The organism is Flavobacterium sp. MDT1-60, assembly GCF_014844035.1.
GTDB lineage: Bacteria > Bacteroidota > Bacteroidia > Flavobacteriales > Flavobacteriaceae > Flavobacterium.
Window position 1 is genome coordinate 3,513,602 of sequence record NZ_CP062159.1, and the last position, 12,075, is coordinate 3,525,676.

The 12,075-nt window shown below is 34.0% G+C and carries 13 protein-coding genes; 5 read left to right on the forward strand and 8 right to left on the reverse strand.

Features of this window, described 5'->3' with window-relative positions; translation table 11 throughout:
* Positions 1 to 122: 122 nt before the first annotated feature.
* Entirely contained in the window at positions 123 to 2,543 is a 2,421-nt protein-coding gene (gene pheT, locus IHE43_RS14695) for a phenylalanine--tRNA ligase subunit beta (protein WP_192184583.1), read from the forward strand.
* Positions 2,544 to 2,594: 51 nt separating this feature from the next.
* On the opposite strand, the gene IHE43_RS14700 is transcribed toward pheT, so the two are convergent.
* The 7 genes from IHE43_RS14700 to IHE43_RS14730 all read right to left on the reverse strand — a co-directional run bounded on the left by IHE43_RS14700 (position 2,595) and on the right by IHE43_RS14730 (position 8,711).
* A complete protein-coding gene (locus IHE43_RS14700; protein ID WP_192184584.1) occupies positions 2,595 to 3,833 on the reverse strand; it encodes a peptidoglycan-binding protein in 1,239 nt (412 codons plus the stop codon).
* 12 nt (positions 3,834 to 3,845) lie between these two features.
* Positions 3,846 to 5,519, reverse strand: coding sequence for a S8 family serine peptidase (locus IHE43_RS14705; RefSeq protein ID WP_192184585.1), 1,674 nt, complete (start codon positions 5,517 to 5,519; stop codon positions 3,846 to 3,848).
* Positions 5,520 to 5,529: 10 nt separating this feature from the next.
* Positions 5,530 to 5,997, reverse strand: a complete 468-nt coding sequence (locus IHE43_RS14710) for a hypothetical protein (protein ID WP_192184586.1) — start codon at positions 5,995 to 5,997, stop codon at positions 5,530 to 5,532.
* Positions 5,994 to 6,623, reverse strand: a complete 630-nt coding sequence (locus IHE43_RS14715; protein WP_192184587.1) for a hypothetical protein — start codon at positions 6,621 to 6,623, stop codon at positions 5,994 to 5,996. The genes IHE43_RS14710 and IHE43_RS14715 overlap by 4 nt, the downstream gene beginning before the upstream one ends.
* 62 nt (positions 6,624 to 6,685) lie before the next feature.
* A complete protein-coding gene (locus IHE43_RS14720; RefSeq protein WP_192184588.1) occupies positions 6,686 to 7,417 on the reverse strand; it encodes a hypothetical protein in 732 nt (243 codons plus the stop codon).
* A 19-nt stretch (positions 7,418 to 7,436) separates the two neighbouring features.
* On the reverse strand, positions 7,437 to 7,841 hold the full coding sequence (locus IHE43_RS14725) for a hypothetical protein (protein WP_192184589.1): 405 nt from the start codon (positions 7,839 to 7,841) through the stop codon (positions 7,437 to 7,439).
* 18 nt (positions 7,842 to 7,859) lie between these two features.
* Complete coding sequence (locus tag IHE43_RS14730) at positions 7,860 to 8,711, reverse strand: hypothetical protein (RefSeq protein WP_192184590.1); 852 nt, start codon at positions 8,709 to 8,711, stop codon at positions 7,860 to 7,862.
* Positions 8,712 to 8,994: 283 nt separating this feature from the next.
* Between IHE43_RS14730 and IHE43_RS14735 the strand changes: the two genes are divergently transcribed.
* The 4 genes from IHE43_RS14735 (at position 8,995) to IHE43_RS14750 (ending at position 11,484) form a co-directional block, all read left to right on the forward strand.
* Complete coding sequence (locus tag IHE43_RS14735) at positions 8,995 to 9,432, forward strand: hypothetical protein (protein ID WP_192184591.1); 438 nt, start codon at positions 8,995 to 8,997, stop codon at positions 9,430 to 9,432.
* A 6-nt stretch (positions 9,433 to 9,438) separates the two neighbouring features.
* Entirely contained in the window at positions 9,439 to 10,086 is a 648-nt protein-coding gene (locus IHE43_RS14740) for a hypothetical protein (protein ID WP_192184592.1), read from the forward strand.
* Positions 10,087 to 10,184: 98 nt separating this feature from the next.
* The gene (locus IHE43_RS14745; protein ID WP_225585123.1) at positions 10,185 to 10,850 is read left to right on the forward strand and encodes a sensor histidine kinase; all 666 of its coding nucleotides are present in this window, start codon (positions 10,185 to 10,187) and stop codon (positions 10,848 to 10,850) included.
* Positions 10,834 to 11,484 (forward strand): response regulator transcription factor, encoded by a 651-nt coding sequence (locus IHE43_RS14750; RefSeq protein WP_192184594.1) that lies wholly within the window; start codon positions 10,834 to 10,836, stop codon positions 11,482 to 11,484. The genes IHE43_RS14745 and IHE43_RS14750 overlap by 17 nt, the downstream gene beginning before the upstream one ends.
* 1 nt (position 11,485) lies before the next feature.
* Here IHE43_RS14750 and IHE43_RS14755 read toward each other — a convergent pair whose 3' ends face one another.
* Positions 11,486 to 11,998 carry an adenine phosphoribosyltransferase gene (locus tag IHE43_RS14755; protein ID WP_192184595.1) on the reverse strand — a complete coding sequence of 171 codons (513 nt, stop codon included), beginning with the start codon at positions 11,996 to 11,998 and terminating at the stop codon, positions 11,486 to 11,488.
* Positions 11,999 to 12,075: the final 77 nt, after the last annotated feature.

Consider the following 12,075-nt stretch of genomic DNA (forward strand, 5'->3'; position numbering starts at 1 on the left):
GTTTTATTGTTTTTAAATTCCGTTAAACGGTATATTTTTAAGGCAAAAAACAAATAAATTGTTTCCAACTCCAACTCGCAATCCTTATATTTGTATCCTGATACAAGAACAAAATAGTTAACATGAAAATATCTTACAACTGGTTAAAACAATTTATTAAAACAGATTGGACATCTGAGCAAACTTCAGAATTACTGACAGATCTAGGCCTGGAAGTTGAAGTTGTCGAAAAATACCAATCTATAAAAGGTGGTTTGGAAGGAGTTGTTGTAGGACACGTACTTACTTGTGAAAAACATCCTGACGCCGACAGATTAAAAGTTACAACTGTAAATATTGGTTTAGAAGCTCCTGTACAAATCGTTTGTGGTGCTGCCAATGTTGCTGCAGGACAAAAAGTTCCAGTTGCTACTATTGGAACTGTTTTATATGATAAAGAAGGCGCTGAATTTACTATCAAAAAAGGAAAAATTCGCGGACAGGAAAGTCACGGAATGATTTGTGCTGAAGATGAATTAGGTTTAGGGACAAGCCATGACGGAATCATGATTCTTGATGATGCCTTAGAACCTGGAACTCCAGCTTCAGTAGTATTTAAAGTTGCAAATGATGAAGTCTTCGAGATTGGATTAACTCCAAACCGTGCTGATGCCATGAGTCATTTTGGAACTGCTCGTGATTTAAGAGCGGGAATGCTGCAACGTGGTGTAAATATAGAATTGATTACGCCATCTGTGAGCAACTTCAGAGTGGACATGCGTACATTAAAAATTGATGTTAACGTGGAAGAACCTCAATTAGCGCCAAGATATTGTGGTGTAACTATTTCCGGAATCACTGTTCAGGAATCTCCTGCCTGGTTACAAGATCGTTTAAAAGCTATTGGGTTAACTCCAAAAAATAATATTGTTGACGTCACTAATTACGTATTACATGAATTAGGACAGCCGTTACATGCCTTTGACGCTGCAAAAATCAACGGGAAAATAATTGTAAAAACACTTCCTGAAGGGACTAAATTCACAACTCTGGACGATGTTGAAAGAACATTGCACAAAGAAGATTTGATGATTTGCGACGAAAAAGGTCCGTTGTGTATTGCGGGTGTTTTTGGAGGAAAAAAATCTGGTGTTACAGATGGTACCACTTCTATATTCTTAGAAAGTGCTTATTTTGATGCAGTAAGCATTCGTAAAACAGCTAAGAGACACGGATTAAATACAGATGCTTCTTTCAGATTTGAAAGAGGAATTGATCCAACCATTACAGAATATGCTTTAAAACGTGCTGCTATTTTGATTTTGGAAGTGGCAGGTGGAAAACTTACCTCTGACGTTGTGGAAGTTTATCCTAAAAAAATAGAAGACTTCTCTGTTTTATTAAATTTTAGTCATGTTTATAAAATTATTGGACAGGAAATTCCAAAAGATACCATCAAAAAAATTCTGGTTTCTTTAGACATTAAAGTAAATAGTGTTTCTGAATCTGGTTTAGGATTAACCATACCGGCTTACCGTGTTGACGTACAACGCGAAATTGACGTAATAGAGGAGATTCTAAGAGTTTATGGTTATAACAATATTAATTTCTCTAAGAAATTCAATGCAACTGTTTCAAACTCACCCAGAACTGAAGATTATAAAGTGCAAAATGTTATTGCTTCACAATTGAATTCCCAGGGTTTTCATGAAATGATGGCCAATTCGCTGACTACTGCAGCATATGCAAAATTATCTGCTTCTTTAAAAGAAGAACACAATGTAACAATGCTGAACCCATTAAGCAGTGATTTATCAACTATGCGTCAGTCTTTGTTGTTTTCTGGTTTAGAAGCGATATCGTATAACATCAATAGAAAGAATGCAGATTTAAAATTATTTGAATTCGGGAAATCCTATCATAAATATCTTAACGGATATGAGGAACATAAACATCTTTCTTTATTAATTTCCGGAAACAGAAATAAAGAAAGCTGGACAAATCCACAAAAAACTACTGATTTCTTTTTATTAAAAGGATTTGTTAAAGGAATTGTTGCCCGTTTGGGAATTGATAAAATTTCAAATTCCCCGGTTCAATCTGATATTTTTTCAGAAGGAACTGCAATTTGCTACAATAATGATACTTTAGTAGAAATGGGTGTAGTTAAGAAATCTATTCTAAAACATTTCGGAATCAAACAAGATGTTTATTATGCTGATTTTAATTGGGATTTAGTTCTTAAAATTATTACAGGAAAAATCAAATATTCTGAAATTCCTAAATATCCTGAAGTTCGCAGGGATTTGGCTTTGTTAATTGACCAAAGCACAACATATGAAAGTATTTTCAATTTGGCTAAACAAACGGAGAAAGCCCTTTTAAAAGACATTAATTTGTTTGATGTATATGAAGGAAAAAATCTTCCGGAAGGCAAAAAATCATACGCGTTAAGTTTTACCATTCAGGACAATTCCAAAACGCTTACAGACAGTCAGATTGATAAAATCATGTCTAAATTGCAACAAACTTTTGAAACTGAACTTGGAGCAACTTTAAGATAAAAAGTTTAATTCATAAAAAAACCCGACCATAACAAGTCGGGTTTTTCTATTTTAAAAAGTAACGCGTGTTGATAATCGCCTTGCTCCTAGTGAATTCGGATGGATTTCGTCTCTCCAATATTGAGATGAATTTAAAAGGCCACGATAATCTATTATTCTGCTTTGAAAACGATAACCGTAATAGTTGAAATGATTTTTTATTTGCCATAGAAGCGCATAAAATCGATCCAATAATCGGATAATGATATAACATCTTAAAATTTCATCTGTAATTCCCAATCGGTCAAAAACAGGTTTTATCCAAGGTCCCAAAGGCAAACTTAATCCGGCAACTGACGGCTGCACACCAAGTTTGAATAAGGGATAATCGTAAGTATGCATATAAAATATAGTATTTGGCGTGCAATGTGCATTTACAACGCTTCCGAATCCCAGATAATTGCGCATAATAGTAGTAAAAATAGAATTGAGATTCGCCGAATTAAAAAGTGCACTATCAAAAGTGTTGGTGTTTAAATATCTTTTGTATACAATACATTTTTGATATAAAGCATCTCCTGACAAACTTCTTAATTCACTTAATTTCGCTGTATCGGTAAAGAAACCGGGATTAAATGAAGTTACTCCGGCATTTAATATTCTGCCAAGTTGTGGAAAAACATCATTTCCACCTCCGCTAAAATAAATTCGGTCAATTCGATAACCGCTTACATACTGCACAAAGTGAGTTCTGTCAGCATACATTTGTGAAGTCGTTTCACCAAATTGTGCCAAATGAAGACAATTCAAATTGAGTCTTTGATTATGATCTGTTATTGTATCATACAAATCCAAAATTCCTGGGACAGGGTAATCCAGCCACGAATCTCCTTCAAAAATAACATTCAGGGTATTTGCATTCCCTGCATTTCTTCTGAAGAAAAATGAATTGGTAAGAAAAGGCTGGTGCAGCGATTCGTCTTCACTTTCTGTCAATGCAGTAATCACTCTTGGGAATTGTTTTAAAGCGATATAAGTAGCATCATTTGGATTAATCATTCCGGTCACCTGAATATTGTTATTGGACTGAAAGTTCAAAATTGAAATAATAGTATTGTCGGTCTGACTATTTGAGATATTTCCGCTAACAGTGATTGGATAACCTAATTCTTTGAGGTAATTTTGAATTTGAAGAACATCCTGCGGGTCATTCACTGCATTCAATCCTACGCTATTTCGTAATAACTCCGGAGGTAAAACCGTTGCAGGATTCTGATTTATAATTGTTGAATTAGAAACTAAATTTTCCATAACATTTGATGTTTATATTATTTTATTCGGATTGATGTAACCATGTCCGGCTCTGAATATTTCAATACTATTTTCTTTAAAAGATGCAGAATCACAAGCTTTAAAAAGTTTTTTCCTGATTGAAACAATATCGAGTTGTGGTTCTTTTTCAAGAATTTTTATTACCAGAGAAGCTACATAAGGTGCCGCCATACTACTTCCACTTTTAGAAGTCAGTTTGTTTGATGCCTTATTTTCTTTACTGGAAGAAGAACAGGATGATCGTATTTTAAAGCCTGGTGCTACAACTTCCGGCTTCATGCGGCCATCGACAGTTGGACCTGAACTACTAAAAGATAAAATTGGCTTCGCATCATCATTTTGATTGTAAGCTCCAACAACAATGCTATATTTCGAATTACAAATGGAGTTCGTCGTATGGGTTTTATTGGCAATTTTAGGTAAAAAGATAGATTGTCCGCCATCATCGCGTTCAATATAACAATGATAACGCCCATTTTCTACCTTGTTTCCAACCAATTCAATGGTCCAGAATTTGGAGTTTAATTTACCATTGACCAGAATATTAATTTGATTTTTATTAGTATTAGGCTCTTTACTTCTGTGCAGGCAAATACCAACTTCATCGCCATCTTTTAGAATCAATTCATCCTTAAAAGGCGTTGAAGACAGCAATATCTTCTGATTATCATCATACACGTTTACGCTCAAAATATCGTCTCCATGATACCAAATTTCCATCTCGTTTGGAGTACGATCGTGTTTTTTAAACATCCATGGTATTTTAACTTTCTGATTGTTTTTGATGTCACCATAAGTATGCACATTCGCCTGATGGTAATTTCCTGTACTTTGTACAATAGCAGTTCCTTTTCTGGTTGCCAAAATATGGTCAATAGCCTGTTCAACTAAAGTTTCTCCAGTATGCGCATCTCCGTGCCCACCAAGGCTCATATTTATTACAATTGGACGATCTCCTGCTTCTGTTAATAAAAAATCAATTCCTTCGATTAATTTGACCGAATCACCAAGAGATAGATTACAACCATTAACGAGATTTGTTCCCATATCTACGGCTAAAATCTCAACATTTGGCGCAAAACTCTTTTGAGCTACAGCACCATTCCCGCATGCAATTCCGAGAACATGCGTGCCATGTGTGCCGTTTCCAAACAAATCTGATTTTCCGGGATGATAACCTAATTTTTTAAATGGAAATTCTTCTAATAATGCCTCATTAATCTGGGCTTTTGTAATAATTCTTCCATAGCCATATTTATTCTCGGCATATCGATCAGACTGGACCCAAATTTTCTCAAAACGAGTCTTATCATTTTTGATAAAGTCCGGATGTGTAAAATCAAAACCAAAATCTATGATTCCAAAAACAACATTCGAAGTATTTTCGTCTGGAATATCGTTTTTCTTTTCTAAAATTTCATTTGATGAAACTTGCTCTATTGCAATATTTGCCGGAACCACACTAGGTGCTTTTAAACTTTTTACCTTTTTGCTATTGTAAATTCGGCATAAATAACGGCGCTCTGTCCGAATGCTGACAATCGTCCCAAATTCTGAAATAATTTTACAATGTTCCGGATATTCTTTTTCCTTTTCTAAACGCATTAGTAACGATAATTCTTCATCGGGATTACCATATAAGATAATTTTGAGTCTTGGATCCATGAGCTGTTTTTTAAGGATTTAAACGACGAATACCATCTAGTTTATATTGGATATTTCTTAATTCTGAACTTAGAAAATTGAAATAAATACTTTCGCCTATAAAAAAATTAAAAAAAGCATCATTTAGATTTTCTTCTTTTTGTGCCAAAACATTCATTTCATTTACATATTGGCTTTTTTTAAACCCAATTTTCTCCAGATCTAAGATAAAATCCAGGTCAACTTTCTCTAATTTAGATAAATTGGTATCATCTAAAATTTTGTTGTAATCTGATTGAATTTTATTAATACCTAAAACTCTTTCAGGGAATAACTTCTTGTAAAGAAACAATTTCTCTTCTTTAGCTTTCTTTGAAAACTTCAGTTCATTTTTAAAAAAAATAGGACGAATACTGTTTATTGCATCCATAATTTGCACTAATTTTTTTTCAACCTGATCAAAACTGCCCGTTTCGGTGTTAGATGCTGCTGTTTTCATTTTGGTCCGTTTTTAGTTATTTCTTTTTGAATAGAAACATCTTTATTTGGAACTATCTTATCTGGAGCCGGAGCTGGTGTACTCTTTGAAATTTCATCTAATCTACCTTTAATTTCAATAATAGCAGTATTTAAAGCTGTATTGCTCTTTTCTAATCCTTCAATTTTTGGATTGAAAGTTTCTGCAATAATTTTCTGCAACTCTACTTTGTTATTTTCTGAAATTTTGGCAATTTCTTCTTTTAGTGCTTTAGTACTATCTGAAATTTCTGTTTTTACGTTTTCTAAGGTTACAACATTTACAGGAGCAGTTTCCCCAGTTGAAGTTCCTTTAGGTGTCTCATTTGTGTTTTTTGGATCTTCAGCTCCAGTTGCAGAAATGCCGGGAGCCTGCAAACCCTGAGTGGCGCCTGTTCCTGTAGGAGTTTGTGTTACCACAGGCACAATGGTCTTTTCGCCTTCAATCTTTGCTTTGTTATCAATAATTAAATAACTCATCAGTGGATTTTCAGAAACCATGCCGGTTAAAAGTGCCGTATTAGTAATTTCCTGATTTCCGGGAACATTATAAAAACTTGCTCTGCTGTTGGCTATCACATAATTGATTAGTAAATTAAATGGGTTCATCTCTTTATAATTTTAAGGTTAAAAAAATAAAGGGCAATTGGGATCAACTGCCCTTTTTTAGATTACTTATTCATCATCATCATCATGACAAGTGGCAACATTGTATTAGAGTTGTTAGTAGTATTACCCTGATTTTGTTGTGACATGATCAAAACTAATGGCAACATCATGTTTGAGCTATCAGATTTTCCAGAGCCTGAATCCCCCATAGTAGTCATCATTGGTAATAATAAAGACATCGTTGGATCTACGTAGATAGCGCTTGTATTTGGCTTCTCAATTATTTTTGCCTCAATTGCAGGATTATTACCCTCTGCTGCTTTAGCGGGAATATATTGCAAATTCTCAGGCTTTAATTTTGGCTGATTCAGTAATGATCCCATCATGCTCATCATTTGCATATTTTTTAAAACCTTAGTTTGATTATCACCTTTACGGGCATCTAACTTGGCAAGTTCTGTATGCTTTTGATCTAATGCAACCAAGGTTTTATTAGTGGCTAATGAAGTCTTTTTAAGTTCATTTACCTGATTTGAGATCGCATCTAATGATTTTTTTAATTCGCTTTTTGTTGCATAATCGTTAGCTCTTCCGCTTAAGGCTTTACCAAAGTTTGATCTTTGTTTCACTGCTGAACTTACATTTGGTCTGATTCCTTTTATGGAAGGTCTTTTTTTTGCGGCTTCATCATAACTTTCGTCATAACTTTCTAATAAATCCTCGCCTAAAAGATCTTCATTGAAATAATCTTCATTTAATAAATCTTCGTCTAAATAACTTTCGAAATAGCTCATAATTTTAAATTTTTAATGGTTAATTTTTATTGAAATAATGTTTGTTATACTTCTGGATAGCAGGCTGAATAAATTTGTTGAAAAGAATAAAATCAGGAATGCTGTTACCTGGTTTACCAGTTCCAAAACATTCCGGGCAATCACCATTTTCGCCAAAACATTCCGTACAGGCCCCAATAGCTTTTGCTAAATCATCATTTTGATTTAATTCAAATTCAAGCTGAAACTTCAATCCTTCGATAATGGTAAAAAGTTTATGATTGATTTTTTTAAGCTTCCTGATTCGCTCTTCAAGCGCGGGATCAATTTTTGGAATTTCTTTTTCCTCTTCAGGTTCTTTTTTTTCCATCATGGGTTGCATAAGCTCAAAATATTTAGCCATTTCAGGATTATGTTCTTTCAAATATTCTAAATAAGCATCCATTGTTATAACTTTTAGGTTTTATAAACTGGCAATAGAATTTTCAAGTCTATTGATTCTGTTGGGGGTATTTGTACCTACAAACTGTCCGTATTGGTCAACATAATAATCTTCCGTTGGAATTAATCCACCGTTATAATATTCATACAGAATATTTTCGGTCAGATAATTAACGCTTTCGATCAATTCTGCAAAAGAGTGGCTTTCAATTGGTGAATTTGGACTTGCAGTTCCTAAGCTTTGTTGTGCCTGACCTGCCTGAAACTGAGGGTTATTGATTATACCTCCTAATTGATTGTACAAACCTTGCACTCTGCCAATATCCTGAGCAGCCTGCGGACGCAATTGCACCGGATTATCCTGTACATATTGTTGAATTGCCGGAAGTGCCGCTCTGCCTGCATCAGCAATATAGCGGGTAGTATTACCCCAGGCTTGTCTAACTGGCGATGGAGCCTGTCTGCGTTGTTGAGGCGCTGGTCTGCGTTGTTGTGGTGCGGGTCTGCGTTGTTGTTGGCGACTATTGTCTAAGGCAGCGCTTCCTGCTCCGGCGAGATTACTTACCAAGCCACCTATAGCTCCACCAATCTGTGGTGCTCCAAAATAAGTGCCTATGGCAGTTCCAGCAACTGGAGCAAGGGCCGAAACGCCACGTAAAACTCCGGAACCAATACTGCTGGCTACATTTCCTAAACTTGACCAAAAACCTTCTGCTTCACTTTCAGACATTTGGTCTACTCTTGATAAAAGGACATCTTCGAGCTCACTTTCGCTCAAATTAGAATATTCTGGTCCTAAAACATATCGTACAGCTTCAAAATAATTGTCTTCGCTGAATGATTCTCCCTGAAAAACTTCGTGATATAAACTCATAATTTTTAGTATTACTATTAACTCCTACTCTTTTAAACAGGCTTTTCAGATTTCGCCTATCCATTTTGTGCACAAAAAGGAACGATGTAAAATTGGTTTTTTATAAATTACTACAAAACAGTACTTTAACCCAAAATTTTAAATAAATTTACCCTTACAAAAAAGGGTGTATTTCCCCTTGTCCATTGTAAGGCTTTAAAATAATTTTGCTCATAATATTTGTTTTAAACATTATTTAACAATCAATTAAACCATTAACCATTAAAGATTTAATTTTAACATTATGGAAAAAGAAACCGGAAGACCAACCCAATTAATTACTAGAAAATTCGCTAAAGAATTACACTCGAATTTCATGAAGTACCGAGCCAGCATTATTGCTAAATACATTAAAAAAGAAGATGCAAATGCGGTTTGGTTTTCTGTAGATGAACTAGAAAATTACATTCATTACATCAAATCCAAAGGTGAAAAAACCGGATATGACGTAAACGGAATTCGTATTTACTTTGGAGTATATCCTGAACAGAAAAAATATGCCGAAAAAGCAGGTTTGATGACCGTATTTTTACAAGCTACCGGAAAGAAAATCAGAAAAGCTTCTAAAGAAGGAGAAGTACAAACTTTAGCGTTAGTTATGGACAATAGCGATGGCGACATATCAAGTATTGAACCAATGAATTATGGCAGTATCGGAAGACCGCCAAGCCTATTATACTAAAAAATTATGTTTGAATTTTTACGATTTTACACTTTCTATTTAGCTTTATTCTCTGGAATTATTGGATTGATTTCAATGCACAAACTTCCCGGTAATAAAGCTAAATTTTTAGTAATTTTAATTTGGTTTTCTGTTGTAATTGAAAAAGTTGGATATTATTTTACAGAATGGACCGGCTTATTAAATTACTATGTTTTTAATTTTTATATGCTCGTTAGTTTCTCTGCCTATATACTACTTTTGAGGAGTTTATTGTCAAAAGTAAATCATAGGCTAATAGCGATTCTCTGTTTTATGCTGTTTATCATCTCCTTTTTTTTGAATATTTTATATTTCAAAGAAGATGTAAACCACTCATTTACTTATAGTTTTGCCATTGGAGTTATATTAATTATGATATTAGCCTGTTTATATTTGGTTGAAATTTTTAATTCAGACAAAATATTAAATTTTAAAAGATCCGTCTTTTTCTGGTATATTTTAGGAATATTAGTTTTTCATGTACCGTTTTTGCCTTTTATGCTGGCATTAAACTGGTTTTTGATCAAACATGATGAATCTATTTTTAGTTTAGTAGTTTTTATTTTAAATGTCCTGGCACATAGTTGCTATATTATTGGATTTTTATGGAGCGAAAAGAAATACAATTATTAGTCATTTCGTTAGGTATCGTTTTCTTAACTTTACTGGTCATTCTGCTTGTCCTGTTCTTTTATTTTCTGAGGAAAAAGAATACTTATCTGGTCGAAAAAATGGAGTCAGAGCTTTATTTTCAATCGGAATTAGTCAAAACGAGAATAGAGATCAAAGATCAGACGCTGAGCGAAATCAGTAAGGAACTTCACGATAATATAGGCCAAATTATTTCTGTTGGTATCATGCAGCTCAACATGTACCTCAATAGCGGAACACCTGTTCAACAAAATGAACTTAATGATTTAAAAGAAATATTAGCCAAATCATTAGATGAAATAAGGATTTTATCCCGAATCATCAATAAAGACAATTTACTGCAAAGCAATTTTATCGAAGCCATACAACAAGATTTAGAGCGTATAAAAAAGCTGAAAAATATACAATACCAATATCATCTTACAGGCGAAATTCCGAATATCAGCCAGGAACACGATTTGTTCATTTATCGAATTTTTCAGGAAGCATTGCACAATAGCTTAAAACATTCACACAGTGATTTGTTTGAAGTTAATATCAACACAACTGATACTATTTTTCATTTAGAAATGAAAGATTTCGGAGTTGGGTATGATACAAGCCAGACAAGCTCAGGATTAGGTTTAAACAACATGAAATTAAGAGCCAAATTAATTGGAGCCAGGTTAAATATGGACTCAGGTCCGTCAGGAACTAGTGTAATTTTAGAATACCCCTTAATTAAAACCAATGAAACCACATACTAAAAACAAAATTATTATAGTAGATGACCACCAGCTTTTTTCGCAATCTCTCGAACTTTTAATCAATAGTTTTAAGGATTTTGAGGTCATTAACCGCTTTGAAAATGGCAAAGTTTTTCTTTCGCATTTACAGGAGTATCCTGATACAGAAGTCGATCTGATTTTATTGGATGTCAATATGCCTGTTTTAGATGGAGTAAGCACCATGAAGTGGGTTAAAGAAAATAGACCCGGCTTAAAAGTCATAGCCCTCTCTGTCAATGATGACGAAGAAATCATAATTAAGATGATTACCAATGGAGCTAAAGGTTATCTGCTAAAAGATACTTCGCCAGAGATTTTTAAGGACGCCATGATATCAGTCATTGAAAAAGGCTTTTATTTTACGGAGATGGTTTCGGGAATGCTGGTTAAAAAAGCCAATGATGATTCTAAAAAGGTTAATTTAAAAGAAAAAGAAATTGTTTTTATAAAACATGCCTGTACCGAAAAGACCTATAAGGAAATTGCTTCAGAAATGTGTTTAAGTCCCAAGACAATTGACGGTTATCGGGAATGTCTTTTCGATAAACTCGAAATCAAAACCCGAATTGGATTAGTCCTCTACGCCATAAAACATAAAATCGTTTTGGTTTAAATCAATACGTAAGTGCTGCAAAAATGGGATATTTTTTAATTTTTTCTCTACCGTTTAGAAAAGATAATTCCATTAAAAAATTACACTGCACAATTTCTCCTCCAAGTTTCTCTACCAATTCACAAACCGCTTTTGCAGTTCCGCCTGTTGCCAGAACATCATCGTGAATCAAAACGCGATCTCCTTTTTGAATGGCATCGGTGTGCATTTCGAGACTATCAAAGCCATATTCTAATTCGTACGACGCCGAAATAATATCATAAGGCAATTTTTTTGGTTTTCTTACAGGAATAAAACCAGCCTTTAATTCGTTTGCCAATAACATTCCGAAGAAAAAACCACGACTCTCCGCTCCTACTACCTTATCTATTTTTTGTCCTTTTAGGGATTCTAATAAAATTGAGAGGCATTTTGTTCTGGCAATAGGATCATTTAACAGTGGCGTAATATCTTTAAACAAAATTCCTTCTTTAGGAAAGTCCTGAATATCACGTATATAATTTTCAATCTTCATTTTTTTTTATTTTTATGTTATTTTTCGTTTGTATATCTCACATTTATCTCTATCTTTGCACCCGCAAACAGCGTTCA